Genomic DNA, 26,619 nt, shown 5'->3' with positions numbered 1-26,619 from the left:
CTGCGTGTGATCGGGATCGATCCCGGGCTCACGCGGTGCGGTATCGGTGTGGTCGATGTTGCGCCCAATCGTCGTGCGACTTTGGTGTACGTCGGTGTAGTCCGCACTCCGCCAGCAATGGCATTGGAAGAGCGGTTGCGCGAGATTGGTGACGGTATTGACGCCATCATTGCCGAGTTCGCTCCACAGCAGCTCGCGCTTGAGCGAGTCTTCGCCCAAAACAATGTGAGCACGGTGATGGGCACGGCCCAGGCCAGTGGCGTCGCGATGTATGTCGCTGCACGTCACGGCATTCCGGTGACACTTCATACGCCCACTGAAGTGAAGCTTGCAATTACGGGCTACGGCGGCGCAGAGAAGAAGCAAGTGGGCAGCATGGTGGCGCGAGTGCTCGGCCTTGCCGAAGCGCCGAAACCAGCGGATGCTGCTGATGCTTGTGCGCTTGCGATCTGCGGTGCGTGGAAGAGCGGGCCTGGTTTCACGCCAGCCCCTGTTGCTTCTGGCCGCCCCGCAGGAAGCGCAGGGCAGCAGTCTGCACGCTCAACCGGGCTCACCCCCGCTCAGGAGGCGTGGCGGTCAGCAGAGAAGTCAGCGGGTGCTCGTAGGCTGAACCTATGATTTCTTCCCTTCGTGGCACCGTTCTCGCCGCGGTCGGAACTTCGCTAGTTGTTGAGGTCGGGGGAGTCGGCCTGAGCGTGAGCGTAACTCCCGAACACGCCTTGTCCGTGCGGGTGGGCGCTGAAGCCCAACTCAACACAGCGTTAATCGTGCGAGAAGACGATTTAGCCCTCTATGGTTTTCGCACGACTGACGAGCTCGAGGTATTCAACTTGTTGCGTGGTGTCACCGGTGTGGGGCCCAAGAGCGCGATGGGCGTGCTGGCGGCGTTGGCCCCCGACGATGTGGCGCGCGCGGTTGCTGAAGAAAACGACTCCGCATTCCGCAAAGTGTCGGGTATCGGGCCCAAGACCGCCAAGCTCATCGTGTTGAACTTGGCAGGCAAGCTCATCGTGTCCGCACGCCGACCCGCTGCTGCCGCGCCGCGTTCCACCTCTGTGTCCGAACAAGTGTCATTGGCGCTCCAAGGTTTGGGCTGGGCAGAGAAACTTGCGCAACCCGCAGCGGAAGGTGCCGTTCAGGATGCCGACGAGTCGGAGCAGAGCGATGTGCAGGCGATTCTTCGTCGGGCACTGCTGCTCGTTGGTTCGCAGACAGGTAAGGCTGGTCTCTAATGCTGGATAACGACGACGTCGTCACTTCAGGCGTCGAGTCGGATGCTGAGCTTGCTTTCGAGGGTGCGTTGCGCCCCAAGTCTCTTGACGAGTTTGTCGGGCAGACGAAGGTTCGCGGGCAACTTCAGTTGCTCTTGCGCGCGGCGGCGATGCAGAATCGCACCGCAGACCACATTCTTCTTGCAGGCCCTCCTGGTCTCGGCAAGACCACGTTGGCGATGATCGTCGCCCATGAGAGCGACCGCCCGCTGCGTATGTCGAGCGGCCCCGCTATTCAGCATGCTGGCGATCTAGCGGCGGTGTTGTCGTCGCTGCTTCCCGGCGAAGTGCTCTTTATTGACGAGATTCATCGCATGGCTCGCTCTGCAGAAGAGATGCTTTACCTTGCGATGGAAGATTTCCGCATTGACATCATGGTGGGCAAGGGAGCAGGAGCGACATCCATCCCGCTCGATATCGCGCCGTTCACCTTGGTCGGCGCGACTACTCGTTCTGGTCTTCTCCCGAATCCTCTGCGCGACCGATTCGGGTTTACGGCGCATCTTGAGTTCTACGATGAAGGGGAACTTGAGCGAGTGTTGGCTCGAGCCGCGACGATGTTGGAACTCGATATCGATAAAGAAGCGATCGCGGAGATTGCCGGCCGCTGTCGGGGCACTCCTCGTATCGCCAATCGCTTGCTTCGTCGGGTGCGCGACTATGCGCTCGTCAATGGCATTCCCGCCAGCACGGATGCGGTGCGTGCGGCTCTTGAGCTGTACGACGTCGACGAGCGTGGCCTCGATCGCCTTGACCGCGCCGTGATGCACACGGTGCTTAGTCGGTTCGACGGGGGACCAGTCGGGCTCAGTACCCTTGCCGTTTCGGTTGGTGAAGAAGCCGAGACAGTAGAGTCCGTTGTCGAACCGTTCCTCGTGCGGATCGGGTTGCTGTCTCGCACCCCGCGGGGCCGAGTGGCAACGCGCGCGGCATGGGAACATTTTGGAATGGCTGACAGGAATTCGTCGCTGTTCAGTGATGAACTATAGTTTTACTGGCTTAACACGCGCATCAGCTTGAGCGCCAGGCCCACAGACCACCGAAAGGTACCTCATGGATCCTCTTTCTATTGCGATGCTCGCCATTCTCGGCGTGCTCATCTTCTTCATGTTCCGCAACAGCCGTAAGCGCAAAGCGCAGATGGAAGAACTGCGCGAGCAGATGGTTCCTGGCGTTGAGGTTATGACCAACTTTGGCCTTTTCGGAACCCTCATCACGATGGATACCGTCAAGAACGAAGCTGAGATCGAAATCAGCAAGGGCGTCATCGTTAAGGTTCACAGCCAGACTCTCGCGAAGGTCGTCGCTGAAGACGCCGTTGAAGATGGCGCTCCTCGCTCGGTCGAAGAAGCGATGGAAATTGCGAATCGTGAAGCGGCAGAGCGCGAAGCCGCTGGCGAAGCTGCTGTCTCCGAGACTGATCCAGAATTTGGCGAGCTTTCCGACTCCAAGGACGACAAGTCGTCCAAATAGTAAAACGAGTACGCGTAACCCATTAGTGTTGAGAGTCGTCCTCCCCGGGGATGACTGTCCAACGGCGTGCGATCCTGCACTGCTCTGTCAAGAAAGCTGAGTCAAATAGGTGGCAAGAACAACCCCTGTGAAAAACGCGTGGCGAGCCATCGTCTGGCTCACAGCACTCACGGTGGCGCTCACCGTTTTGATCGGTGCTGGCTCCATGTTCGGCTCGGCGTCGTGGGCCCCGAAACTAGCGCTTGACCTTGAGGGTGGAACGCAAATCGTTCTAGCTCCTCAACTCGAGAGTGGCCAGACCGTCACCTCGGAGCAACTTACCCAGGCTGTGTCGATCATTCGCGATCGAGTAGACGCTAGTGGTGTAGCCGAGGCCGAGGTTACTACTCAAGGTGCCGCCAACATCGTGGTCTCGATCCCGGGCGTTCCCGACGAAGAGACGCTCAACCGTATTCAGTCCTCCGCGAAGCTCGAGTTTCGTCCTTTGCTGTATACAGATGTAGCGCCGACCGCGACGGCAACGGAGACGCCTGAGCCCACCGATACGGCTGCGACCGATGGTGAGACTGCTACTGCGACTCCGGAACCCACGCTCGCGACAACGCCAACAGCAGTGCCGACTGACGGCAGTGACCTCAACTGGGTTACCGACGCACTTTTCGACGAGTTCACGAACTTCGATTGCGCTTCCCTGGATAATTTCAGTGTCGCCCCCGCAGCGGAACCTCTCATCACGTGCGACTCAGACGGGCTTTACAAATACATTCTTGGCCCGGTAGAGGTTGAAGGAAGCACGATCACTGATGCCACCAGCGGGCTCATCACGAGTTCGTCGGGAGTCAGCACCGGTCAATGGGGTGTATTCCTTACGTTCGATGATGAAGGCACTGCGGGCATGGCAGAAATGACCACACGCCTCTTTTCCTTCGATGAGACCGACCCGCGCAACCGCTTCGGAATCGTCCTCGACGGTCAGGTAATTTCAGCCCCGACTACTCAGGGCATCATCACCGGCGGAAATCCACAGATTTCGGGAACCTTCACCCAAGAAACCGCAGAGATTCTCGCTGACCAGCTGAAGTTCGGTGCATTGCCGATTGGTTTCGAAGTTCAGAGTAGTGAAAACATCTCTGCGACGTTGGGCAGCAACCAATTGAACTCGGGTTTGATCGCCGGACTCATCGGTCTCCTTCTCGTTGTCATCTACTCGCTCTTCCAATACCGACTTCTTGGTCTGGTAACGGTAGCGTCGCTCATCGTTGCTGGAGTACTCACGTACTTGGTCATCGCCTACCTATCGTGGCGTCACGGCTACCGCCTCTCGCTCGCAGGCGTTGCTGGTCTTATCGTGGCTATCGGTTTCACCGCGGACTCCTTCATCGTTTACTTCGAGCGAATCCGAGATGAGCTTCGCGATGGTCGTTCGCTGACCGGAGCGGTAGAGGCTGGCTGGAAGCGTGCGCTTCGCACGATCTTTGCGGCCAAGGCTGTCAACCTTCTTTCCGCGGTCGTTCTCTTTGTGCTTGCTGTAGGCAACGTTCGAGGATTCGCCTTGACTTTGGGAATCACGACGGTCATCGACGTACTTGTTGTGGTGTTGTTTACTCACCCCGTTCTTCAACTACTCGCGACAACCCGGTTCTTCTCTAGTGGTCACCGCTTTAGCGGGCTCGACCCCAACGCACTCGGCGCGATCTATCGCGGCCGAGCACAATTCCGCACTCCGGCTGTGTCTAAGAACAAAACGGGCGCCAGCCGCGAAGCTGCGCGTCGACAGACCATTGCTGAACGAAAAGCTGCTGACCTGGCGGGCACTGCCCCTGATGCCAGCTCAGATGGAAAGGACTCCTGATGGCTAGCTTCTCCAAGTTCGGCAACGATCTCTACACCGGTGATGTATCGATCAACTTCATCGGCCGCCGCAAGGTCTGGTACACACTCGCCGCAGTTTTGCTCGCGGTATCCATCGTGGTGCCGGCGCTGCGTGGCGGCTATGTCTTCGGCATCGAATTCACCGGCGGATCGCAGTTCCAGATCGACTCGGTCGAGCAACTTTCAGACCCAGATACCAACGCTGAAGCGCAGACGTTGGCGACAGACACGGTCATCGATGTAGTCGCGGACGCTGACCCCAAGGTCACGGTCATTGGCACGAGCTCGCTTCGCATCCAGACGGAGCAGTTAGAGACTGATGAGTCGAACGCGGTGCGTGATGCACTTGCGGGTGCCTTCAACGTCGAGAACGATACGGTTGCCGCGTCGTTCGTTGGACCTTCCTGGGGCGCAGATATTACGAGCTCCGCCCTTCGCGCACTGATCGTATTCATCGCTCTCGCTGCGATCATGATGGCGATGTACTTCCGTACCTGGAAGATGTCGATAGCAGCAATGATCGCGCTTCTCCATGACATCGTCATTACCGCTGGTGTGTATGGAGTCTTTGGATTCGAAATAACCCCCTCGGCAGTGATCGGGTTCCTTACAATCCTCGGCTTCTCTCTCTATGACACCGTCGTGGTGTTCGACAAGATCCGAGAGAACACTTCAGAAGACGGCTCTGAGTCTCGACGTACGTTCGCTGAATCGGTGAATCTCGCGGTAAATCAGACTCTTGTGCGTTCCATCAACACGGGTGTAGTGGCTGCTCTGCCTGTCGGTGCCATCTTGTTCATCGGCGCGTATGTGCTGGGTGCAGGAACGCTGCGTGACATCGCCCTCGCGCTGTTCATCGGCATTATCGTCGGCACTTACTCGACGATTTTCATCGCCGCTCCGTTGTATGCGCAGTTCCGTCAGAACGAGCCAGCCATCCTCAGCCGCACCAAGCGCCTCACTGCTGCGCGTGCTGCAGACAAGGGCAGCAAGTAGCTACCGTGCACGAACGTGTGGTTATTCGTTCGCAAGGAACAGCAGTGGTTCGTTGCGCTCGTGAACTTCGCGGTGTCGAACGCGTCCTAGAATCGATCTAGGAGGTAGCGGGATGAGTGATTCGCAGCAGTCATCAGCGTCGTTTCGCGCGCTCCTTCCTCGACTCTTCTCCCGTGCACAACCAGCGGGTTCAGTCGAGAAACTTCTGCGAACGGTCAAGGCAAGTCACCCGAAGGCCAATCTTGCTCTCATCGAGCGGGCCTACGCCGCTGCATTTAGGGCGCACGACGGCCAGAAGCGTAAGAGCGGTGAGCCTTACATCACTCACCCGATCGCCGTTGCCCAGATCCTTGCTGAGCTCGGCATTGGCGAGAAGACTATTGCTGCCGCCCTTCTTCACGACACAGTAGAAGACACTTCTTATTCGCTTGACGAACTTCGTCTCGAGTTTGGCGATGAAATCGCCATGCTCGTCGACGGAGTCACCAAGCTAGACAAAGTTAAGTACGGCGATAGCGCACAAGCTGAGACGGTTCGTAAGATGATCGTCGCGATGTCGAAAGACATCCGCGTTCTCGTGATTAAGCTCGCAGACCGCCTCCATAACGCACGCACATGGGGGTTTGTGCCTCGAGAGTCTGCCTCGCGCAAGGCGCAAGAGACTCTCGAGATTTATGCGCCACTCGCGCACCGGCTTGGTATTCAGGCGATGAAGACAGAGCTCGAAGATCTCTCGTTCGCTGTGTTGCATCCGAAAATTTATGTCGAGATCGAAAGCCTAGTTTCGAAGCGAACACCGCAGCGGGACGAGTTCGTCAAGCAGGTCATCGCGGCTGTAAAAGACGACCTCAGAACATCGCGCATCAAGGGCACAGTTGCTGGTAGGCCCAAGCAGTATTACTCGATCTACCAGAAGATGATTCTGCGCGGTCGCGAATTCGACGAGATCTATGACCTGGTCGGTATCCGAGTGCTCGTAAACTCGGTGCGCGATTGCTATGCGGTGCTCGGATCAATTCACGCTCGATGGAACCCGATTCCTGGTCGCTTCAAGGATTACATAGCGACGCCAAAGTTCAATCTGTACCAGTCGCTTCATACGACAGTGATTGGCCCGGACGGCCGGGCGGTCGAGATTCAAATTCGCACCAGTGAGATGCATCATCGAGCAGAGTTTGGTGTTGCTGCTCATTGGAAGTACAAAGACCGCGCTGCCGGCAAGGCTATCGAGTCTGGACCCGCGGACAACGATATGGCGTGGTTAGCGCACATCACAGACTGGCAGGCGGAAACATCCGATCCAAGCGAGTTCCTTGAATCGCTTCGTTTCGAAATTGGTGCCAAGGAGGTATACGTCTTCACGCCTCAGGGCAAGGTAATCGGCCTTCCCGCTGGTGCTACACCTGTTGACTTTGCCTACGCGGTGCACACCGAAATTGGCCACCGCACCATGGGCGCTAAGGTCAACGGCAGATTGGTGCCGCTAGAAACCGAGCTCAACAGCGGAGACTCGGTTGAAGTATTCACGTCAAAGAGTCCGGATGCTGCGCCGAGCCAGGATTGGCTGGGATTTGTAAAGAGCACGCGTGCTCGCAATAAGATTCGTGCGTGGTTCACGAAGGAACGTCGCGACGAAGCTATTGAGCAAGGCAAAGATGCCATCGCTCGCGCGATGCGCAAACAGAACATGCCTCTTCAGAAGCTCATGAGTCAAGAGTCGTTTGCAGAACTTGCTGCGAACATGCGCTACGAAGATGTTTCTGCTCTCTACGCGGCGGTCGGCGAAGGCCACATCTCCACACAGTCAGTTATCGAGAAGCTCGTCGGCTCGCTTAGCGCTGGCACCGAAGAAGATGACGGAGAACTCACTTTCCCGGCCGCAGGCAAACTGCGCCCGTATAAGCATTCAGATTCTGGAATTCTGGTTCGTGGCGCCCCCGACATTCTCGTTAAGCTAGCGCGTTGTTGCACGCCTGTTCCGGGCGATGAGGTGGTAGGTTTTGTCACCCGCGGTGCCGGCGTCTCGGTCCATCGTGCCGATTGTAAAAACGTGCAGTCACTCCTAGATGAGCCTGAGCGCATGATCGAAGTGGAGTGGGCTCCGACATCCAAGAGCTTGTTCCTCGTTCAAATTCAGGTTGAGGCGCTTGACCGTGCCGGGCTACTCTCTGACATCACCAAGGTGCTCAGTGAGACCCATGTAAACATTCTCTCAGCGACAGTGAATACGTCGACCGCGCGTCTTGCGATCAGCAAGTTTGTTTTCGAAATGGGCGACACCACTCATCTTGATCGTGTGCTCAATGCTGTGCGTCGCGTAGATGCCGTCTACGACGTGTACCGAGTCAATAGCGGCTAGCTGACACACGCGAGTGGAACGGGGGTCTGAAGCGCGGCTAAGCGTTCGAGGGCAACCCGCTTCTGCGGCAGATTGCGGCGTGAAGTAAGCGCACTGACGCAGTGCTCATAGTCGAGAGCGCCTTCGTCCATCAAGACTCTGACGGCCGACTGCTCTCTGACGCCGAATGGCTCACTAAATCGAGCCAGGTCGAGAACAGTGCGCAGCCGCGATGTCACGCTCACGCCCGACACGGTGTCGATGTCGTCATCACCGATCACGACTTCGCGAAGAAGCGCATTCAAACTTGCGTGAGGTCGGGTGCGGGCGCCGATAGCGACGCACAATTGATGACGGCTAGGGGGATTGAGAGCGGCGCCCCACACCCAGGCTGCAGTCATCCGTTCCGCAATAATTCGAGCGTCCAAGATCACGCCGAGTGCGCGGGCACGTAAATGAATGGTGTCGAATTCATCTATGGAACAGAAGCACTGGTCGAGAGCGAATAATTCGCCGTCGAGAGCAGCACATTGAAGTTCCACCAACGGTAAGTCGATTGCACTGAGTACTGGGGGGAGTCGTGGTGTCATGCCTCTATCGTGCGGCCGTTGGTGGCCGCACGATGGCTGCAGTTGCGCTTTAGTGGAGAACTAGTTGCCTGTGGAGAACACGCTACTTGAGGGCGCCCAACCATGCCTTGCGAGCATCGAGTGCGTCTTGTGCTGCCGCAATCTTCTTCGCATTGCCGGTCGCTTGGGCTTCGGCGAGTTCTGCCTCAAGCTTGGCGATCGCTTCGTTGAGTTGACCCAAGAAGCCCTCTGACCGTTCCTGACGCTCGGGGTTGTTCTTGTGCCAGTGATCCTCGTCGAGCTTGCGAACAGCGGCCTCAACCTTGCGGAGACGCTCTTCGGCAGTCTTGATCTTGTCGCGGGGCACCTTGCCAATCTCGTCCCAGCGCTTTTGGATCGAGAGCAGAGTCTTCTTTGCTTGCACGCGATCTGTCGCCTTCAGCAGCGGCTCAGCTTCCTCGAGCAGCGTTTTCTTCAGCTCCCAGTTTGCGGTGAACTCCACGTTGTCTTGAGCGTCAACCTCTGACTTGGCGGCGTAGAGAACGTCGCCTGCCTGCTTGAACTTAGCCCACAAGGCGTCGTCAAACTTCTTTCCTGCGCGACCGGCGGCCTTCCAGCTGTCGAGAAGTCGGCGGTACGTATGGATGCCGTCGGCGCCCTGTGCGGCGAGAGACTCTGCTTCGTCGACGAGAGCTTGCTTGTCAGCGCGAGCCTTCTTGTGAACGGAATCTAACTCGGCAAAAAACGCGCGACGATGGGTGTCGATCGTGCTTCGTGCAGCGCGGAATCGCTTCCACAACTCATTCGCTTCGTTCTTGGGTAAACGAGGACCGTCAGCTTGATGAGCCTTCCAGCGTGTAAAAATATCGTCCATTTGCGCGGTGACTTGCTTCCACTGTGCTTTGGCCGGATCGGCAGCAGCGAGCGTCTCGGCCTCAACAACGAGCGCACTACGGGCAGCAATTGCCTCCGTGAGTGCGGCTTTCGCTTCTTCGCTTTGCTGTTCAGTGAGCTTAGTCACGGAGCCGCCAAGCGCCTGCACGCGTGTGAGCAGCGCTGCGAGGTCACCCACGGCGTTTGCGGTGGCAATTGACTCATCGAGCGTGGCGACGGCCTTGGCAACGTCAGAGGCGGGAGCGCCGTTCTTGACGCGTTGCTCAAGCAACGTAACCTGCCCGGCAAGCTCCTGATATTTGCGGCTGAAGTAGGCCAAAGCCTCTTCGGGAGTTCCGTCGGGGTATTGGCCGACGGCGCGTTCGCCTTCTGCCTCACGGACGAAAACGGTGCCTGTCTCGTCGACGCGGCCCCACTCGTTCTGGTTCTCTGTAGCCAATTACTTCACCTTGCTGCTTATGCCGGAAGTCGCTGCCGGGTTACCCAAGCTTAGAACAACCGCGCTCACGGTCGCTGACGCTGTTACTGGATCGTGAAGCCGGTGATGCTTGTGGCAGTCACCGGGGCTCCATCTTGGGCATCGTCAACGATGCCGCCTGCGACGATCTCCGACTGGAGATCCTCGAGTCCAGAGGTGACTTGACCGACGATGCTGTAGCCGCCGACCGTGTCATCAGGAATGATCGCATCGTCAAAGACGATGAAGAACTGACGGCCGTTTGAGAAAGCGTCGTCGCCGGTTCGTGCCATGGCGATCGAGCCGGCGGGGTAGAAACCGCCGACGCCTGAGTTCTCAATGGGGCCATAGGAATAGTCGGGGTCACTCGCGCCGGTGCCGTCGAGCGAACCGCACTGGATCAGTCCCGCGCTGTCAGTGACGACCAAACGGTGACAGGTAGTGCCTACGTAATAGTCGGATGCCGCGGAGTCCACGAGCGACGCCACGGCTTGCGGCGCAGCCGCACCATCGAGCTCGATACCGAGCGCGACATCGTTGAGGGTGAGTTCGCCAGTCCACGTGCGAGCTTCGGCGAGAGCCGGATCGGGAACATCCCCGACGTTGCCAGAATCGGTGGCTTCAGGCTCTTCGGTAAACGACGGTGCTGGCTCGGGAGTTCCCGGGCCGGCCGAGAAATAAAAGACTTGAGCGGTGGACACCAACGCGATGATGACGAGTCCGACACCCACTGCAAGAACGTTGTCACGCTTCCGGCGAGCGACAGTTTGCTCGTGCACGGATGCACGCGCGGTGTACAGGCGCAGTCGTTCCCGCGCGTCTCGTTGCTCGCGTGAATGCCTCTTGCTGGATGCCACCATTACTCCTTGAAGAATCGCGGACGTCGCCGCTGTCGTAGGAACGCCACAATGAACCTTACGGTCTCGCGGGAATCTCAACCAAACGCCACGACGCTGGCACGTAATGATAGGTGCGCTGTGCAGACGGTCAGTGCTGGCGATTACGATTGAGTTATGAATGCTTCCGCAACTCTGCACAGCGGAGCAACACCCCTCGCGGTGCGCATGCGGCCGCTGACTCTCGACGAGATCGTCGGTCAGAAGCATTTGCTGCAGCGCGGATCGCCGCTGATGAGCCTCGCGAACGATGCTGACGGCAGTCATGGTTCAGCATCCATTATTTTGTGGGGGCCTCCCGGCACGGGAAAGACCACTATCGCGAAGGCGATTGCGCGGGGTTCTCAGCGCAAGTTTGTGGAGCTTTCTGCGGTCACCGCCGGTGTAAAAGATGTGCGTCAAACCATGGAGGAGGCGCTCACTGCTCGCGATCTCTATGGTGTATCTACTGTTCTCTTCCTTGATGAGATTCACCGTTTCACTAAGGCGCAGCAGGACGCGTTGCTCCCTGGGGTAGAAAACGGCTGGGTCATTCTGATCGCGGCGACAACAGAGAACCCGTCATTCTCCGTGATCTCACCGCTGTTGTCGCGGTCCCTATTGCTGACTCTCAATCAACTCGACGACGACGATCTGGGGGATTTGGTTGATCGCGCCGTTTCTGATCCCCGAGGGCTTCGGGATGCGGTTGTGCTCGAGCCTGAAGCGCGCGCACTACTCATCCGCTTGTCGTCGGGAGATGCTCGGCGGGTGCTCACCGCGCTTGAAGCTTCCGCAGTTTCTGCGTCGAATGATGAAGACGCAGCAAGTCCCGCGGTCGTGACGGCAGAACACGTAGCGAATGCTGTTGATCGAGCCCTATTGCGCTACGACAGAAACGGTGATGAGCATTACGACGTGATCAGCGCCTTCATTAAGTCTGTGCGTGGTTCCGATGTCGATGCCGCACTCCATTACTTGGCGCGCATGATCGAAGCGGGGGAGGATCCCCGCTTCATTGCGCGGCGCGTGATTATTAGCGCCGCAGAAGATGTGGGCGTCGCCGACCCTCAAGCGCTCGTGATTGCCGTAGCGGCCGCTGATGCGGTGCAGCTCATCGGAATGCCCGAAGGTCGCATCCCGCTGGCAGAAGCTGTTGTCTATCTGGCGACGGCTCCCAAATCGAATGCTGCCTATACCGCTTTGGATGCTGCAATCGCCGATGTGCGTGCAGGCAAGATTGGCCGGGTGCCTAAGCCACTGCGCGATGCCCACTACCCGGGTGCCAAGCGGTTGGGCCATGGAAAGGGCTATCGCTATTCTCACGACTCAGAGTTTGGAGTGGTGAAGCAGGAGTACCTGCCCGATGTTTTGAAAGGCACCGAGTATTACACTCCAACGAACAACGGCAACGAGCGCGAGGTGTCTGCCCGACTCGCGAAACTGCGAGAGATTATTCGCGGCGAATAGCTGCCTCAACTCGCGCTCTGGCTCGGTGTGGCGAGTCGTGGTTCACGGGGGACTGACGTGATAGAGTTACACGTCCCAACGATACGGTTTCGGCGCGCGGCTGCAATGAAATCGAATATCGCGGAACACAGGTCTGTAGCCGACCGGGTTCCCTAGGGTCATCCCTCTACTTCGTCTGGTGTGTTGTGTACGCGCGTTCGCGTGCGAGTGATCGCCAGATTGTTCTTACTTGAATCAATCGAAAAGGATCCTGTGTCTACTAAGTCACGTACCCGTAGCAAGACTCGCCTGTCGCGCGCGTTGGGCATTGCCCTCACGCCGAAGGCTGCCAAGTACCTCGAAAAGCGCCCCTATGCTCCCGGTGAGCACGGCCGCACCAAGCGCAAGCAGGACAGTGACTATGCTGTTCGTCTTCGCGAGAAGCAGCGTCTGCGTGCCCAGTACGGCATCCGTGAAGCTCAGCTGAAGATTCAGTTCGAGGAAGCCCGCAAGACCGCTGGCCTGACCGGTGAGAACTTGGTTGAGCAGCTCGAAATGCGTCTCGACGCTCTGCTCGTTCGTTCGGCAATTGCTCGCACGACCGCACAGGCTCGTCAGATGATCGTTCACCGCCACATCTTGGTTGACGGCCAGCTCGTCGACCGTCCCTCGTTCCGCGTCAAGCCGGGACAGCTCATGCACGTCAAGGCTCGCAGCGAAGGCATGGAGATCTTCCAGGTCGCCGCAGCTGGCGGACACGTGGATGTTCTTCCTAAGACTCCTGGTTACCTCGAAGTTGAAATCGACAAGCTGCAGGCACGTCTCGTACGTCGCCCCAAGCGCGCCGAAGTTCCCGTGACCTGTGAAGTTCAGCTCGTTGTTGAGTACTACGCAGCACGCTAACTAGTGAAAGAAAGGGCCGGAGCTTTTGCTCCGGCCCTTTCTTGGTTTACGGCGGAGTTCGGCACAATTGTCGAATACCGTGTACTTGTACCTTTTCTTCAGATTGACGGGAGTAACCATGACTGGTGGAGATATCGCAGGGCTCATTGCGGCCGGAGTGTTCGCAGTGCTGGTGGCATTGCTTGCTGTCCCTCTTCTCAAGCTGGGGAAGGTCTTTGACGAAACCAGCACCGCCATCCGTGGGGTGAGCGATAATCTCGATCCGATGTTGACCGAGGCCACAACAACGATTTCGGAAACTAACCGGCAAATCGCGCGCGTGGATGCCATCACTCGCAATGTGGAAGAGACGACGGGCAACATTTCTGCCCTCGTCGCCCTTGGCGCGGCGACCGTTGGCGGTCCGTTGATTAAGATCGCAGGTTTCAGCGCCGGAGTTCGGGCCGCTGTGCTGAGCCTTCGCCCTAAGCGCCGTCGCTGAGGCATCGAAACCGCCTAAGCTAATACGGTTCGTGTTACCCCAATCTGAAGGAGAAATCATGAAAGGCGCAGTCCTTTTCGTCGTTGGAATTGCCGTTGGGTTCGTGGCAGCACACCAAGTCGCAAAAACGCCAGAGGGAAAGCAGTTCTTTTCCGACGTTGACAGCAAAGCTCGTGAGTTCACTAGTGCTGTTGTCGATGGCTATCGCGAACGTGAAGCAGAGCTTCGTGACGCCGTAGCGGATGTCGAAGAAGCAGTAGCTGACTTCTCTCAGCGTTCTAAGTAAGACCATCAGGGCCCTCGGGCCGCATCATTGAGTTCCCGGGGATCCCCATGCAAACCGCAGAAATCCAGAAACGTTGGCTGACCTATTTTGGTGAGCGTGGCCACACGATCGTTCCTTCCGCCTCGCTTGTCAGCGATGACCCGACGCTGCTCTTCACTGTCGCCGGCATGGTTCCGTTCGTTCCGTATCTGACCGGTCTGGTTCCGGCTCCGTATGACCGCGCCACAAGCGTGCAGAAGTGCATCCGTACCCTCGACATCGAAGAGGTCGGCAAGACTCCCCGTCACGGCACGTTCTTCCAGATGAATGGAAACTTCTCGTTTGGCGACTACTTCAAAAAAGAAGCCATTCAATTTGCATGGGAATTCCTGACGCTGCCAGAGGATGAGGGCGGACTCGGTTTCCGACCTGACGACCTCTGGGTCACCGTGTACGAAGATGACGACGACGCTGTTGCGTTCTGGAAAGAGACCGCAGGGCTGCCGGATGAGCGCATCCAGCGACTCGGCATGGACAGCAACTACTGGTCGACGGGGCAGCCGGGGCCGGCTGGACCGTGCTCAGAGATTTTCTTCGACCGCGGCCCCGCTTATGGTGCAGATGGTGGCCCCGCCACAGACGATGACCGTTACGTCGAAATCTGGAACCTCGTCTTCATGCAGTACTTGCGGGGCGAGGGTAAGGGCAAAGACTTCTCGATCCTTGGTGAGCTTCCGAAGCAGAACATCGACACCGGCATGGGGCTCGAGCGCGTCGCGTTCCTCAAGCAGGGCGTCGAAAACATGTATGAAATCGACCAGGTTCGTCCTGTGCTCGACAAGGCAGCGGAGCTAGCCGGTCGCACTTACGGTGCCGACCACGAGGCCGATGTTCGACTGCGTGTAGTCGCTGACCACGTGCGTTCGAGCCTCATGCTGATCTCGGATGGCGTGACCCCCGGCAACGAAGGCCGCGGCTATGTGCTGCGTCGTTTGCTCCGTCGTACCGTGCGCGCAATGCGACTCTTGGGCGTCGAAGGAACCACGTTCGCAGAGCTGTTCCCGGCATCCCGCGATGCGATGAAGGCTGCCTACCCTGAAGTGGAAAAAGACTACGACCGTATCTCGCGCATCGTGCTCGCCGAAGAAGACGTCTTCATGCGCACCCTCGCGAGCGGCACCACAATTCTCGACACTGCAGTAGAGAACACGAAGAAGTCAGGCGCGACTGAGCTGCCGAGCGACACAGCATTCTTGTTGCATGACACCTTCGGATTCCCCATCGACCTCACTCTGGAGATGGCTGCTGAAGCGGGGTTGAGCGTCAATCGCGATGCTTTCGATACGCTCATGAAACAGCAGCGCGACCGTGCAAAAGCTGATGCCGGATCGAAGAAACAGTTCCTCGCAGATCTCTCCGTCTACGGTGCATTCCGTGCTCACGGTGAAACAACGTTCACTGGCTACGACAACCTCGAAACTGAGTCCAGTGTCATTGGCATCATCGTTGACGGCGTCTCGGTGAACCGAGCCACGACAGGGCAAACTGCCGAAGTTATTCTCGCGGAGACTTCGCTCTACGCCGAGTCCGGTGGCCAAGAAGCGGATGCTGGCACCATTGTCGGCGCGAGTTTCAGCCTTGACGTCCTTGACGTACAGCGCCCGGTCAAAGGCCTGATTAGTCACAAGGTCACCGTCACTTCCGGCGAGGTCGGCGTCGGAGATCCGGCTACCGCGCTCGTCGACGCTGAGTGGCGTCGCGGGGCGACTCAGGCTCACTCGGCGACCCACGTGATCCACGCGGCTCTCCGCCAGATTTTGGGCAACGATGCGCATCAGTCTGGTTCGTACAATAAAGCTGGCTATATGCGCCTCGACTTCTCGTGGTCGCAAGCTCTTTCTGCTGAGACAAAGACCGAGATCGAAGAGGTCGCAAACACTGCTGTGCGCGACAATCTCGAAGTGTCGACGCGCATCATGGCGCTGGATGATGCCAAGGATCTCGGTGCGATGGCGCTTTTCGGTGAGAAGTACGGCGACACCGTGCGGGTTGTGGAGATTGGCGGCCCATGGTCGCTCGAGCTCTGTGCAGGAACCCACGTGGCACGCTCATCCGAAATCGGTGTGATCTCGCTTGTGGGGGAGTCGTCTGTTGGTTCGGCTAACCGTCGAATTGAATCCCTCGTTGGTCTCAACGCTTTCCGTAACTTTGCGACCGAGCGGGCAATCGTGTCGGAGCTGACCACCAATCTGAAAACGCCACGCGAACAGCTTCCTGACCGCATCTCTGAGTTGCTGGCAAACCTGAAGGCTGCTGAGCGCAAGATTGCCCAGCTCGAGGCCGGTCAGCTTTCACAGCGCGTTCCTGCTCTTGTCGAAACGGCTCAAGTTGTGGGATCCGTCACGGCGGTCGTCGAGAACGTTGGGGAGTTGGCTTCCACCGATGACCTCCGCGGTCTCGTTCAGTCGGTGCGCGAACGTTTGGGCGCCGAAGCGGCAGTCGTTGCTCTCGCGGCAACCATTGGCGAGAAGCCTGCCGTGATCATCGCAACCAATGACGCCTCTCGGGCGCACGGTTTCAAGGCGGGCGAGCTTGCCAAGGCTGCCGCCGGTGTGCTCGGCGGTGGCGGTGGCGGAAAGCCAGATATCGCGCAAGGTGGCGGTGCGAACACCGCCGCCATACCGGACGCTCTCGCACTCATTGTGTCGAGACTCTCGGCGTAACGGATGCGTGCGGGAACCCGAATTGGTGTCGACGTCGGCAAGGTCCGTGTCGGCGTCGCGCGTAGCGACCCGCACGGGATGCTGGCCACTCCGGTTGAGACGGTTCAACGAGCCAAAAAGAGCGTGAAGCGAATTCTCGCGCTTGCAGAGGAGTATGAGGCGGTTGAGTTCGTTGTTGGGCTTCCCATTGCGCTGTCGGGGCGAGATACCGCCTCTACGGGGGATGCGCGAGAGTTTGCTCAACAACTTGCTGATCGATCTTCGCTGCCTGTCCGGTTAGTGGACGAAAGAATGACGACGATGTCGGCGCAGTCTGCTTTGCGTGCATCCGGTCGCACGACAAAGAACTCACGGTCGGTGGTCGATCAGGTTGCCGCCGTTATAATTTTGCAACATGCCCTCGACTTCGAGCGCTCGGCGGCCCGTCCGCCCGGAGAGCTCGTGGACCCGACGCAAGGACCCTAAATTATGGCTGACGAACCGAACTGGGAAGACATTTTCGGCGAGCAACCCGTCGACAGTGCGCCCAAGTCAGCCCGGGACGCGGCTGCACACGGGACCGATCGCTCAACTGACGCGACGGAGCCTGTTGCCCATCCCGACGAGACTGACGCCGCGAGTGCTGCTGCAGGAGCACCTCCACCCGTCGCCAGCGGTAAGCCGATGACGCGCCGAGAGGCACGCGCGGCCCAAGAGGCTGCAGCTGCCCGACCTGGTAACGATCCGCATATTCCCGCAGTGACTCAAGCAGCACGTGAAGCTGACGCTTTTGCAACGTTCGAAGAACTTACGGCAGGAACGGCAGATTCGGGCGGCGAGAATGGTGGCGCAACTGGCGCTGCGGCGGGTCAGCTCGGCGATGCCGCGAGTGACGAGCCACATCGTAAGAAGCGTCGCTGGGGTCTCATCGTCGGCTTGCCGTTGCTCATTATTGCGCTCCTCGGCGCTGGAGCCGTGGCGTACGCTTGGGTCAATTACGAAGACCAGATTCGCGAAGTTCTTGGCTGGGAAATCGCCAATGACTTTGAAGGCACCGGCAATGGCGAAGAGGTTATCGTCACGGTCAACTCGGGTGATATCGGCTCTGACATCGCGCGAAGCCTGAACGTCGCCGGAGTCACCATGAGCTTTGATGCTTTCTATGATCTGCTCTTGGCGCAAGAAACCGACCCGGCATTCTTTCCCGGAAACTACTCGCTCCAAAAAGAGATGAGTGCGCAATCTGCTCTCGACGCGCTCCTCGATTCCGAAAACATTGTGACGGACAGGCTTCTCATCACCGAGGGCACGACGCTGCCCAACGCGCTGGAGATCATTTCTGAGACGACCGGTATTGCGTTAGCAGATCTGCAAGCGGCATCCGAGGACCTCGAACACTTCGGGCTTCCCGCGGAAGCCGTGAGTCTCGAGGGGTATCTATTCCCCGCGACCTATGAGCTCGACGGCGGCCAGGATCCCTACGCCCTGCTCGACCTGATGGTCAACACGATGTACGAGAAATTGGATGCCGCTGGCGTCGCGGAAGAGGACCGATACCGCATTCTGACTATGGCAGCACTCGTGCAACGAGAAGCAGGTCCGAACACCGACGACTTCTACAAGATTTCGCGTGTGTTCTATAACCGGCTCGATCAGGACATGCTGCTGCAATCTGATGCCACTGTCGCGTACGGCACAGGCAATCTGCACACGGTATGGACGACGGATGCCGAACGTGCGGATGCGAGCAACCCGTACAACACCTATGCGAACCCCGGACTACCGGTCGGCCCTATCGGTTTGCCAGGTGAACTGGCGATTGACGCTGCGATTAACCCTGCAGACGGTGACTGGCTATTCTTCGTGCCGATCAACCTGGCGACGGGCGAAACAGTATTCACGACCAATGTCGACGACCACGAAGCGGCGGCGCAACAGTTGCGCGACTGGTGTGCCGCAAGTGATGAGAATGCAAGCTATTGCTAGAGAGTCCTAAGATGCCGGCTGAAACATCCGATCGTTCCAAGCTCGCGGTACTCGGTTCGCCGATTGCTCATTCGTTGAGCCCTACGATCCATCGTGCAGCTTACGAGACTCTCGGTTTTGACTGGGAGTATGACGCCGTTGAATTAACAGGGGAGTCGCTTCCCGCATTTCTGGGTGCACTTGACCGTCGTTGGCGGGGACTCTCGCTCACGATGCCGCTCAAACGTGACGTCGTGCCACTGCTTGATTGGGCTGACCCGCTTGTGGAGCTCGTCGGCGGAGCGAACACCGTCGTAGTCAGCGAGGGGCACCTTTGGGGCTACAACACGGATGTCGAGGGCGCAATGCGCAGCTTTCTCGACGCGGGCCTTTCGAACCTCGAGTCCGTGTGGATCTTGGGAGCAGGGGCCACTGCAGCCTCACTTCTCGTGGCATCCATTCGAATGGGCGCTCAGAGTATTGAGATTTTTGCGCGCACCCCTTCGAAGGCGGAGCCACTGAAAAAGCTTGGCGAGTCTCTCGGGGCGACTCTGACATTGCGTCAGTGGAAGGAAGCTATGACAGCTGCTGCCACTCCGGACGTGATTATGACGACCGTTCCCGGCGGCGCAATGGACCTAACCTTCGCTGAAAGCGTGCGCCGAGGCGCAGTGCTTTTCGATGTGGCCTACGATCCGTGGCCGAGCGATGTCGCACAGAGCTGGTATGAAGTGGATGGCAGGGTCATTTCTGGCCACGATCTCTTAATCAATCAGGCGATTGCGCAAGTGCGGATCTTTGCGGCAGGCACCGCAGACGTGCCGCTGCCCCACGAAGCGGACGCGATCGACGCGATGCGTACGGCTATCGAACCCCCTGATGGTCACATCCACTCGTAGCGGATAGCGCGAAAGTGTCACCCGCGCATGTGGGAGGATTGACGCATGCTTCGATGGTTAACGGCCGGTGAATCTCACGGCCCAGAATTGGTCGCGATCCTTGAGGGGATGCCGTCGGGCGTCCCCATTTCTCCTGAGCAGATTCAGGCGGATCTTGTGCGTCGTACGCTCGGTTACGGCCGCGGCGCGCGTATGAAGTTCGAGCAGGATGAATTGACGCTGAGCGGTGGGATCCGCTTTGGCGCCACGATGGGTAGCCCCATCGCGCTGCGAATCGGTAACACCGAGTGGCCTCGCTGGGTCGACGTGATGAGCCCCGTTCCTGTCGATCCCGAAACTCTGCCGAAGGGCCGCGGTGCCGCACTCACGCGCCCTCGCCCTGGCCACGCCGACCTCGTCGGTATGCAGAAATACGACTTCGCCGAGTCCCGCAATGTGCTTGAGCGCGCTAGCGCCCGCGAGACTGCAGCTCGGGTGGCGCTTGGAGCGATCGCTCGCGCCTTCCTGGGTGGGCTCGGCATCCGGTTGGTGAGCCACACGCTTTCTATCGGCACTGTTAGGTCTCCTGAGGGCAGCGCGCTTCCGTCGCCGGACGACGTCGCGGCGCTCGATGCTGATCTGCTGCGCTGTTTCGACCGTGAGACGTCTGAGCGCATGGTTGCCGAAGTTGACCAGGCCCATGAAGACGGCGACACCCTCGGGGGAGTAGTCGAAGTTCTCGCTTATGGTCTTCCGCCCGGGCTCGGCTCGTACACGCATTGGGATCGCCGGCTCGATGCGCAACTCTCTGCCGCGCTCATGGGAATTCAAGCCATCAAGGGCGTCGAAGTTGGGGATGGCTTTGAGACCGCTGGTCGTCGCGGTTCTGTCGCTCATGACGAACTTGTGCAGGATGACGATGGCATCTCGCGCCTCAGCGACCGCGCCGGCGGCATCGAGGGGGGCATGACCACCGGCACCGTCTTGCGGGTGCGCGCCGCGATGAAGCCCATTTCAACCGTGCCCCGGGCATTGCGCACGGTCGATATCGCCACCGGTGAGGCTGCTGTCGCGCACCACCAACGCTCCGACGTGTGTGCCGTGCCCGCCGCTGGAGTGGTTGCCGAAGCCATGGTCGCCTTGACGCTCGCGAACTCAGTGCTTGAGAAGTTCGGAGGCGATTCGCTAGGCGAGACCAAACGCAACCTCGACTCGTACCTTGCCGCGATCCCGGAGCCGCTCAACACCACACGGGCGTCACGTGCTGAATGACGGTGGTGCGCTCGTAGTCATCATCGGTGCACCGGGCGCCGGAAAGACGCGGGCTGGCAAGAAGCTGGCGAAGATTCTGGATGCTCCACTGATCGACACTGACAAAGTGGTCGTCGCATCCCACGGTCCCATCCCGGAATTATTCGCCGAATTCGGGGAAGAGTATTTTCGGGAGCGAGAGCGCGAAGCAGTCGCCAACGCTCTACTTGAACCCGCTGTTGTCACTCTGGGCGGGGGAGCAGTGCTCAACCTCGACACCCAGGCCGACCTCGCATCGCACCGCGTTGTGCAATTGACCATGTCAAAGGCTGCCGCTCGACTTCGTATCGCTGGCAGCAAGCGGCCCCTGGTTAAGAACGCGGACGAGTGGGAGAAACTCGTCGAAGCTCGTCGCCCCATTTACGACGAGTTGTCGTCGCTCACGATCGATACCTCACTCAAGCCAATGGAAAAAGTCGCGCGCGAAATCGCCGACTGGTTGGGAACCCAACAGCAATGACCGAAACTACGATCATCCCGGTCGCCGGGACCAATCCTTACGACGTTCTCGTCGGCCGCGGTTTGTTGCCGAAACTTGCGGAACAGCTCGGCCCGCGCGTCGCGAAGGTGCTCATCATCCACCCGGCGACGCTGGGCGCGCGAGCGAATGCCCTGCGCGACTCGCTGTCGGAAAACTATGAAGTGCTTCTCGCTGAGGTTCCGGATGCCGAAGATGCGAAGCGAATCGAAGTCGCCGCATTCTGCTGGCAGATCATGGGCCAGACCGATTTCACGCGCACGGATGCCGTCATCGGCTTCGGCGGCGGGGCATCAACAGACCTCGCGGGCTTTGTCGCGGCGACGTGGTTGCGCGGCGTGAAGCTTATTCAGTGCCCGACGAGCGTTGCGGGAATGGTTGATGCTGCCGTGGGTGGCAAGACGGGGATTAACACCGCTGAGGGCAAAAACCTCGTTGGTGCGTTCTACGCGCCGAGCGCGGTCGTGGCTGACCTCGATGTGCTTGATGACCTCCCTCGTAACGAGGTTCTGGCTGGCTTCGCAGAGATCGTGAAGTGCGGTTTTATCGGTGAGCCAGAGATCCTCGACCTGATCGAAGCCGACGTGGATGCGGTGACCGATCCGCATTCGGAGTCGTTCCGTCGTGTCGTTGAACTGTCGATCGGGCTTAAGGCCCGCGTTGTTGGCGAAGACTTTATGGAGAAGGGTCTGCGCGAGACGCTGAATTACGGCCACACTCTTGGGCACGCGATCGAGCACGCCGAACGCTACCGCTGGCGCCACGGTGCCGCAGTGTCGGTCGGAATGGTGTTTGCTGCCGAGCTCGCGCATCTCGCGGGTTCGTTGAGCTCAGATGTGGTTGATCGTCACCGCAGCATCCTGCAGTCGCTGAGTCTTCCCATTGATTACCCTCTCGGCCGCTGGAATACGTTGCTCGCCACGATGCAGCGCGACAAGAAGGCCCGCGCAGGCATGATCCGATTTGTCGTGCTCGATTCGGTCGGCCACACGTCGATGCTCAATGGACCAGACGAAGCCATGCTGTACTCCGCGTATCAAGAAGTAGGGGTCTAGCGGGGCTCCCTCGCTAGAGTGGAGCGGTGACTACAGTATTCGTGCTCAACGGCCCTAATCTCGGCCGTCTTGGCAGCAGAGAACCCGATGTCTATGGCGGAGGAACTCTCGTCGACTTGAGCGCCGAGCTCGAGGCTCACGTGCAGACGTTGCCCAACGCGGCATCCATTGTTCTCGATTTTCGTCAGACCGACAGCGAGACCGAACTGATTTCGTGGTTGCATGAAGCTGTGGATGCTGGCGCCCCCGTCATCATGAACCCGGCGGCCTTCACGCACTACTCCTACGCTCTTCGGGATGCTGCGGCCCAGGTATCGGGTGCGGGGTTGTCCTTGGTCGAAGTGCACATCACTAACCCGCACGCGCGGGAAGAATTCCGCCACACCAGCGTCATCTCGGGCGTTGCCACCGGCGTCATCGCTGGATTCGGTTTCGACTCCTATATTCTTGCCCTCGACGCGGTTGCTCGACGACTCAGTTAGACTCGAATGTTGGTTTTTGTCGCTTGTCGACTTAATCGCGCTTTTACTCGTTAACAGAAACGGATTTACGCATGGCCTCTACCGCTGACATCAGGAACGGCGTCGTTCTCAATATGGACGGTGGCTTGTGGACCGTTATCGAGTTCCAACACGTTAAGCCCGGCAAGGGCGGTGCGTTTGTTCGCACCAAGGTGAAGAACGTGCGCTCGGGCAAAACCGTAGACCGCACCTTCAACGCTGGCGCCAAGATTGAAACCGAAACCGTTGACCGTTCCGAGTTCCAGTACCTGTACAAGGATCTCGAAAACTTCGTGTTCATGAACACGAGCGACTACGACCAGATCACTCTGAGCGAGACCGCTGTTGGCGATGCTGCAAACTTTATGCTCGAAAACCAGAACGTCGTTATCGCGTTGCACAACGGCGAGCCGCTCTATGTAGAGCTTCCGGCATCCGTTGTTCTCGAAATCACGTACACCGAGCCTGGCCTTCAGGGCGACCGTTCCACCGGTGGCAGCAAGCCCGCCACCGTGGAGACCGGTTACCAGATTCAGGTTCCGCTGTTCGTTGAACAGGGCACCCGCGTCAAGGTCGACACTCGTGATGGCAGCTACCTCGGTCGCGTGAACGACTAAATGGGGGCCCGCAGCAAGGCGCGTAAGCGCGCGCTTGACGTCATGTACGGCGCGGATGTTCGCGGCGAGAGCATCAACGCAGCTCTCGCGGCCGAATCTTCCCGCGCGATGAGTGAACCGGCTCGCGCTACGGCGTGGGCGTACGCTCAAGACATCGTGGTCGGAATCACCGAGCACGGCGAAGAAATCGATGAACTCATCGAGACCTATTCGCAGGGCTGGCCTTTGAACCGCATGCCTGCGGTCGATCGCGCTTTGCTCCGCATTGGTCTCTGGGAAATCATGTACAACGATGAGGTTCCGACCGGCGTCGCAATCTCTGAAGCCGTCGAATCTGCCAAAGTGCACTCGACCGAAGACTCCGCCGGATTCATCAATGGTTTGCTTGGTCGCATCGCGGCCAGCACCGAATAGTTCGCCTTATGTGACGTAGCGTTACGCCCGTGCGTGACGCTACGTTACGACCGCGCTGGCCACGGCATCCCCGCGGTCCTAGCGTTCAGGGATGAGTTCTTCGTCCCTTCGCTCCAGCACCCCAGCCGATGCGCTGCCTGTCTCCATTCGTGAGCTGTCGCGCCGCTTTGGTGACCGCGCTGTTTTGAACGAGCTCTCACTCGAGATCGCTGCCGGCGAGATTGTTGCGCTGATCGGGCCCTCCGGCTGTGGCAAGTCGACGCTGCTGCGGCACATCGGTGGCTTGGACAGTCCGACCGGTGGCTCCATCGGTATCGGTGGCGTTCCCGTCACTGGACTGGATGCCCGCTCCGCAATCGCGTTCCAAGAACCTCGCCTTCTGCCGTGGCGTTCGATCACCCGTAACGTCGAAGTCGGCCTGCCACGGGGAAAGCGCACCAGCGCTGACCGAGACCGCGTTGCCGAACTGCTGGAGCTGGTGAAGCTCTCGTCATCGGCCCATCTTCGTCCGCGAGAGATTTCTGGTGGCATGGCCCAGCGTGTGTCCCTCGCGAGAGCGTTGGCGCGTCGCCCTGGTGTTCTCCTACTCGACGAACCATTTGGCGCACTCGACGCTCTTACCCGCCTCTCGATGCAGGACCTACTGCTCGATCTCCACGCTGCAGAGCCCGCGACGATCGTCATCGTCACTCACGATGTCGATGAGGCCCTATATCTCGCCGACCGCGTGATTCTGCTCGGCGCGATTGACCCCACGGAAAGCGCTGCGCACGCCAGCATCCGTTCCACCGTCGTCGTGCCGGGCCTACGCCCTCGTGACCGGGGAAGTGGAGATCTTGCCGAACTGCGCGCTGAGCTGCTCGAAGGTCTTGGCGTTCCCACTCACCATCTCTCAGCTCGCTAGTACCACTGAACTTTCCCCGTCATCCATTCTCATTTCTCTGTCTGAAGGAAACTATGTCTCCCCGTTCTCGTATCGCTTCCGTTGCCGCTGGTGTTCTTGTTCTCGCTCTTGGCGTCTCGGGCTGCGTCGAAGGTGAAGGCTCGTCGCTCTCACCCGATGCCCCTGACACCACCGCTGGCTGGAGCAGTGACCACCTCACGGTCGACTTCGCGACCTACAACCCGCTCAGCCTCATCATCAAAGAAGAGGGCTGGCTAGAAGAGACTCTCGGTGATGACGTTGAAGTCACCTGGATTCAGTCATCCGGCTCCGCTGCGGCTAACGATGCGCTTCGCTCCGGTTCGCTTGACGTGGGATCGACGGCAGGTTCCGCAGCGCTTCTGGCCCGTGCCAATGGTTCGCCGATCAAGACGATTGATGTCTACTCGCAGCCCAACTGGTCAGCAATTGTCGTTGCCGCCGATTCAGACATTCAGTCGGCAGATGACCTTCGCGGCAAGAACATCGCGGCCAATGCGGGCACCGACCCCTACTTCTTCCTGCTCCAGACTCTCGCGGAAGCCGGTATCGAACTTGAGGAGGTCACGATCACTCAGCTTCAGCACGCTGACGGAAAGACCGCGCTCGAAGCGGGCACGGTTGATGCGTGGGCCGGGCTCGATCCACTCATGAGTGCATCGGTCGTGAACGCAGGTTCGCGAATCGTGTACGACAATCCTGACTTCAATAGCTATGGCTTCCTCAACGCTACGGAGAGCTTTCTCGAGACATCGCCTGACCTCGCGCAGCTTGTCGTTGATGCGTACGAGAAGGCGCGTCAGTGGGCCGCCGATAGCCCGGATGACGCCGCCGCTATCTTTGCGGATGTCGCCGGTATCGATCTCCCCATCGCCAACTCGGTGCTGCTGGAACGCACCAATCTCGCCATCGACCCGGCCCCAGGCCAGAAGCAGCTCGATGTGCTCAACGTGATCGGTCCGATCTTTGTTGACTCTGGTGCTGTTGCGGAGCAGTCGCAAATCGACGACGCTCTTGCGTCGCTCTTCGACACAACATACGTAGACGCTGCGGACCCGAGTCGTGTCACTGAGTAGCGGAACGCCGGTGCTCGAGAGGCCTCTGGTCGACGACGCGACGGGTGCCCCGGTTCCCGTCGCGTCGGCGCTACCACGGCCGCGACGCCGTTGGGTGCGGGCCACCATCCTCGGCGCAGTGATTCCCATCGCCGTGATCGTTCTCTGGCAAGCGATCGCGACATCAGGCTTGGTGCCGAGCTATCGGCTCCCGACGCCGCTAAGCGTATGGGCCGCGGGAGTCGATCTCTACGAGCGCGGAGTGCTGTACCAACACATCGCGATCTCCACGCAGCGCGTACTGCTCGGGTTCGGAATTGGGGCGATTGTCGGACTGGCGCTCGCCTCGATTGTGGGCCTCTCGGCACGGGCATCCGAACTCTTCGCACCGACTCTGGGCGCACTGCGCGCCGTGCCGTCCTTGGCATGGGTGCCGCTACTCGGCCTCTACCTCGGTCTCAATGAAGACTCGAAAGTCGCTCTCGTCGCTATTGGAGCGTTCTTTCCGGTCTATACAACGGTTGCCCCGGCCCTTCGGCATGTGGATGCTCATCTAGTGGAGCTGGGACGCAGCTACGGCTACTCAGGTCCGGCGTTGCTGAGCCTCGTGCAGTTGCCGGCCGTAGTCCCCGCCGTGATCTCGTCTCTGCGGCTCGCTCTGGCTCAGGCCTGGCTCTTCTTGGTCGCCGGGGAGTTGCTCGGAGCCTCGCTCGGTCTCGGCTTCCTGCTCGTCGATTCGCAACAGAACGGCCGAATAGATCGACTGTTTCTCACGATCATCCTGCTCGGAATTCTGGGCAAGGGCACGGATAGCGCGGTCGGCCTACTCGAACGTTTCTTACTGAAACGCTGGGGGTCGTAGCGCTGCCGCGAGCGCGG

27 protein-coding genes are annotated in these 26,619 nt (G+C 59.1%); 24 read left to right on the top strand and 3 right to left on the bottom strand.

What is annotated here, in order from left to right; genetic code table 11:
- From ruvC to I6E56_RS01795, 7 genes are all read left to right on the top strand, one after another.
- A complete protein-coding gene (gene ruvC, locus I6E56_RS01825; RefSeq protein ID WP_197137994.1) occupies window positions 1-618 on the top strand; it encodes a crossover junction endodeoxyribonuclease RuvC in 618 nt (205 codons plus the stop codon).
- Entirely contained in the window at window positions 615-1,232 is a 618-nt protein-coding gene (gene ruvA / locus I6E56_RS01820) for a Holliday junction branch migration protein RuvA (RefSeq protein ID WP_197135627.1), read from the top strand. The genes ruvC and ruvA overlap by 4 nt, the downstream gene beginning before the upstream one ends.
- Window positions 1,232-2,260 carry a Holliday junction branch migration DNA helicase RuvB gene (gene ruvB, locus I6E56_RS01815; protein ID WP_197135625.1) on the top strand — a complete coding sequence of 343 codons (1,029 nt, stop codon included), beginning with the start codon at window positions 1,232-1,234 and terminating at the stop codon, window positions 2,258-2,260. Before ruvA ends, ruvB begins: the two co-directional genes overlap by 1 nt.
- Before the next feature lie 64 nt (window positions 2,261-2,324).
- Window positions 2,325-2,744 (top strand): preprotein translocase subunit YajC, encoded by a 420-nt coding sequence (gene yajC, locus I6E56_RS01810; RefSeq protein WP_197135623.1) that lies wholly within the window; start codon window positions 2,325-2,327, stop codon window positions 2,742-2,744.
- Window positions 2,745-2,853: 109 nt separating this feature from the next.
- The gene (gene secD / locus I6E56_RS01805; RefSeq protein ID WP_197135621.1) at window positions 2,854-4,596 is read left to right on the top strand and encodes a protein translocase subunit SecD; all 1,743 of its coding nucleotides are present in this window, start codon (window positions 2,854-2,856) and stop codon (window positions 4,594-4,596) included.
- On the top strand, window positions 4,596-5,612 hold the full coding sequence (secF, locus tag I6E56_RS01800; protein ID WP_197135619.1) for a protein translocase subunit SecF: 1,017 nt from the start codon (window positions 4,596-4,598) through the stop codon (window positions 5,610-5,612). Before secD ends, secF begins: the two co-directional genes overlap by 1 nt.
- A 112-nt stretch (window positions 5,613-5,724) precedes the next feature.
- The gene (locus I6E56_RS01795; RefSeq protein WP_197135617.1) at window positions 5,725-7,971 is read left to right on the top strand and encodes a bifunctional (p)ppGpp synthetase/guanosine-3',5'-bis(diphosphate) 3'-pyrophosphohydrolase; all 2,247 of its coding nucleotides are present in this window, start codon (window positions 5,725-5,727) and stop codon (window positions 7,969-7,971) included.
- Here I6E56_RS01795 and I6E56_RS01790 read toward each other — a convergent pair.
- From I6E56_RS01790 to I6E56_RS01780, 3 genes are all read right to left on the bottom strand, one after another.
- Entirely contained in the window at window positions 7,968-8,540 is a 573-nt protein-coding gene (locus I6E56_RS01790; protein WP_197135615.1) for a hypothetical protein, read from the bottom strand. The two genes, I6E56_RS01795 and I6E56_RS01790, sit on opposite strands and share 4 nt — an antisense overlap.
- 82 nt (window positions 8,541-8,622) lie before the next feature.
- A complete protein-coding gene (locus tag I6E56_RS01785) occupies window positions 8,623-9,852 on the bottom strand; it encodes a DUF349 domain-containing protein (RefSeq protein ID WP_197135613.1) in 1,230 nt (409 codons plus the stop codon).
- Window positions 9,853-9,935: 83 nt separating this feature from the next.
- Window positions 9,936-10,730 carry a peptidylprolyl isomerase gene (locus I6E56_RS01780; protein ID WP_197135611.1) on the bottom strand — a complete coding sequence of 265 codons (795 nt, stop codon included), beginning with the start codon at window positions 10,728-10,730 and terminating at the stop codon, window positions 9,936-9,938.
- Window positions 10,731-10,883: 153 nt separating this feature from the next.
- Between I6E56_RS01780 and I6E56_RS01775 the strand changes: the two genes are divergently transcribed.
- The 17 genes from I6E56_RS01775 (at window position 10,884) to I6E56_RS01695 (ending at window position 26,602) form a co-directional block, all read left to right on the top strand.
- Window positions 10,884-12,215 carry a replication-associated recombination protein A gene (locus I6E56_RS01775; RefSeq protein WP_197135609.1) on the top strand — a complete coding sequence of 444 codons (1,332 nt, stop codon included), beginning with the start codon at window positions 10,884-10,886 and terminating at the stop codon, window positions 12,213-12,215.
- Between the two features lie 252 nt (window positions 12,216-12,467).
- Window positions 12,468-13,097: a 30S ribosomal protein S4 gene (gene rpsD, locus I6E56_RS01770; protein ID WP_010202678.1), complete on the top strand. Its 630-nt coding sequence runs from the start codon at window positions 12,468-12,470 to the stop codon at window positions 13,095-13,097.
- Window positions 13,098-13,215: 118 nt separating this feature from the next.
- Entirely contained in the window at window positions 13,216-13,578 is a 363-nt protein-coding gene (locus tag I6E56_RS01765) for a DUF948 domain-containing protein (protein WP_197105708.1), read from the top strand.
- A gap of 58 nt (window positions 13,579-13,636) precedes the next feature.
- Window positions 13,637-13,864 carry a hypothetical protein gene (locus I6E56_RS01760; RefSeq protein WP_197105707.1) on the top strand — a complete coding sequence of 76 codons (228 nt, stop codon included), beginning with the start codon at window positions 13,637-13,639 and terminating at the stop codon, window positions 13,862-13,864.
- A 47-nt stretch (window positions 13,865-13,911) separates the two neighbouring features.
- The gene (gene alaS / locus I6E56_RS01755; protein WP_197135608.1) at window positions 13,912-16,566 is read left to right on the top strand and encodes an alanine--tRNA ligase; all 2,655 of its coding nucleotides are present in this window, start codon (window positions 13,912-13,914) and stop codon (window positions 16,564-16,566) included.
- A gap of 3 nt (window positions 16,567-16,569) precedes the next feature.
- The gene (ruvX, locus tag I6E56_RS01750; RefSeq protein ID WP_197135607.1) at window positions 16,570-17,031 is read left to right on the top strand and encodes a Holliday junction resolvase RuvX; all 462 of its coding nucleotides are present in this window, start codon (window positions 16,570-16,572) and stop codon (window positions 17,029-17,031) included.
- A gap of 3 nt (window positions 17,032-17,034) precedes the next feature.
- Window positions 17,035-18,531 carry an endolytic transglycosylase MltG gene (gene mltG / locus I6E56_RS01745; RefSeq protein ID WP_197135606.1) on the top strand — a complete coding sequence of 499 codons (1,497 nt, stop codon included), beginning with the start codon at window positions 17,035-17,037 and terminating at the stop codon, window positions 18,529-18,531.
- 11 nt (window positions 18,532-18,542) lie between these two features.
- A complete protein-coding gene (locus tag I6E56_RS01740; protein ID WP_231606209.1) occupies window positions 18,543-19,409 on the top strand; it encodes a shikimate dehydrogenase in 867 nt (288 codons plus the stop codon).
- Window positions 19,410-19,454: 45 nt separating this feature from the next.
- Window positions 19,455-20,660 carry a chorismate synthase gene (gene aroC, locus I6E56_RS01735; RefSeq protein WP_197135604.1) on the top strand — a complete coding sequence of 402 codons (1,206 nt, stop codon included), beginning with the start codon at window positions 19,455-19,457 and terminating at the stop codon, window positions 20,658-20,660.
- Entirely contained in the window at window positions 20,650-21,159 is a 510-nt protein-coding gene (locus I6E56_RS01730; RefSeq protein WP_197135603.1) for a shikimate kinase, read from the top strand. The genes aroC and I6E56_RS01730 overlap by 11 nt, the downstream gene beginning before the upstream one ends.
- Window positions 21,156-22,232: a 3-dehydroquinate synthase gene (gene aroB / locus I6E56_RS01725; protein ID WP_197124590.1), complete on the top strand. Its 1,077-nt coding sequence runs from the start codon at window positions 21,156-21,158 to the stop codon at window positions 22,230-22,232. The genes I6E56_RS01730 and aroB overlap by 4 nt, the downstream gene beginning before the upstream one ends.
- Window positions 22,233-22,258: 26 nt before the next feature.
- Window positions 22,259-22,714, top strand: coding sequence for a type II 3-dehydroquinate dehydratase (locus I6E56_RS01720; protein WP_197135601.1), 456 nt, complete (start codon window positions 22,259-22,261; stop codon window positions 22,712-22,714).
- Window positions 22,715-22,785: 71 nt separating this feature from the next.
- Entirely contained in the window at window positions 22,786-23,349 is a 564-nt protein-coding gene (efp, locus tag I6E56_RS01715; protein ID WP_197105699.1) for an elongation factor P, read from the top strand.
- Window positions 23,350-23,763 (top strand): transcription antitermination factor NusB, encoded by a 414-nt coding sequence (gene nusB / locus I6E56_RS01710; RefSeq protein WP_197105698.1) that lies wholly within the window; start codon window positions 23,350-23,352, stop codon window positions 23,761-23,763. It begins immediately after the preceding gene.
- Window positions 23,764-23,854: 91 nt separating this feature from the next.
- Window positions 23,855-24,667 (top strand): ABC transporter ATP-binding protein, encoded by an 813-nt coding sequence (locus I6E56_RS01705; RefSeq protein WP_197135599.1) that lies wholly within the window; start codon window positions 23,855-23,857, stop codon window positions 24,665-24,667.
- A gap of 53 nt (window positions 24,668-24,720) precedes the next feature.
- Entirely contained in the window at window positions 24,721-25,761 is a 1,041-nt protein-coding gene (locus I6E56_RS01700; RefSeq protein WP_197135597.1) for an aliphatic sulfonate ABC transporter substrate-binding protein, read from the top strand.
- A 10-nt stretch (window positions 25,762-25,771) separates the two neighbouring features.
- On the top strand, window positions 25,772-26,602 hold the full coding sequence (locus I6E56_RS01695) for an ABC transporter permease (RefSeq protein ID WP_307842720.1): 831 nt from the start codon (window positions 25,772-25,774) through the stop codon (window positions 26,600-26,602).
- Window positions 26,603-26,619: the final 17 nt, after the last annotated feature.

The sequence above is a fragment of the Salinibacterium sp. NK8237 genome (genome assembly GCF_015864955.1).
Taxonomy (GTDB): domain Bacteria; phylum Actinomycetota; class Actinomycetes; order Actinomycetales; family Microbacteriaceae; genus Rhodoglobus.
This window is presented reverse-complemented; position numbering and strand designations above follow the sequence as displayed.

Excerpts from the sequence above, each read along its gene's own strand:
- ruvA (WP_197135627.1), top strand. The coding sequence starts at position 615 with ATGATTTCTTCCCTTCGTGGCACCGTTCTCGCCGCGGTCGGAACTTCG.
- ruvB (WP_197135625.1), top strand. The coding sequence starts at position 1,232 with ATGCTGGATAACGACGACGTCGTCACTTCAGGCGTCGAGTCGGATGCT.
- yajC (WP_197135623.1), top strand. The coding sequence starts at position 2,325 with ATGGATCCTCTTTCTATTGCGATGCTCGCCATTCTCGGCGTGCTCATC.
- secF (WP_197135619.1), top strand. The coding sequence starts at position 4,596 with ATGGCTAGCTTCTCCAAGTTCGGCAACGATCTCTACACCGGTGATGTA.
- I6E56_RS01795 (WP_197135617.1), top strand. The coding sequence starts at position 5,725 with ATGAGTGATTCGCAGCAGTCATCAGCGTCGTTTCGCGCGCTCCTTCCT.
- I6E56_RS01790 (WP_197135615.1), bottom strand. The coding sequence starts at position 8,540 with ATGACACCACGACTCCCCCCAGTACTCAGTGCAATCGACTTACCGTTG.
- I6E56_RS01780 (WP_197135611.1), bottom strand. The coding sequence starts at position 10,730 with ATGGTGGCATCCAGCAAGAGGCATTCACGCGAGCAACGAGACGCGCGG.
- I6E56_RS01775 (WP_197135609.1), top strand. The coding sequence starts at position 10,884 with ATGAATGCTTCCGCAACTCTGCACAGCGGAGCAACACCCCTCGCGGTG.
- I6E56_RS01765 (WP_197105708.1), top strand. The coding sequence starts at position 13,216 with ATGACTGGTGGAGATATCGCAGGGCTCATTGCGGCCGGAGTGTTCGCA.
- I6E56_RS01760 (WP_197105707.1), top strand. The coding sequence starts at position 13,637 with ATGAAAGGCGCAGTCCTTTTCGTCGTTGGAATTGCCGTTGGGTTCGTG.
- alaS (WP_197135608.1), top strand. The coding sequence starts at position 13,912 with ATGCAAACCGCAGAAATCCAGAAACGTTGGCTGACCTATTTTGGTGAG.
- ruvX (WP_197135607.1), top strand. The coding sequence starts at position 16,570 with ATGCGTGCGGGAACCCGAATTGGTGTCGACGTCGGCAAGGTCCGTGTC.
- mltG (WP_197135606.1), top strand. The coding sequence starts at position 17,035 with ATGGCTGACGAACCGAACTGGGAAGACATTTTCGGCGAGCAACCCGTC.
- I6E56_RS01740 (WP_231606209.1), top strand. The coding sequence starts at position 18,543 with ATGCCGGCTGAAACATCCGATCGTTCCAAGCTCGCGGTACTCGGTTCG.
- aroC (WP_197135604.1), top strand. The coding sequence starts at position 19,455 with ATGCTTCGATGGTTAACGGCCGGTGAATCTCACGGCCCAGAATTGGTC.
- aroB (WP_197124590.1), top strand. The coding sequence starts at position 21,156 with ATGACCGAAACTACGATCATCCCGGTCGCCGGGACCAATCCTTACGAC.
- efp (WP_197105699.1), top strand. The coding sequence starts at position 22,786 with ATGGCCTCTACCGCTGACATCAGGAACGGCGTCGTTCTCAATATGGAC.
- nusB (WP_197105698.1), top strand. The coding sequence starts at position 23,350 with ATGGGGGCCCGCAGCAAGGCGCGTAAGCGCGCGCTTGACGTCATGTAC.
- I6E56_RS01705 (WP_197135599.1), top strand. The coding sequence starts at position 23,855 with ATGAGTTCTTCGTCCCTTCGCTCCAGCACCCCAGCCGATGCGCTGCCT.
- I6E56_RS01700 (WP_197135597.1), top strand. The coding sequence starts at position 24,721 with ATGTCTCCCCGTTCTCGTATCGCTTCCGTTGCCGCTGGTGTTCTTGTT.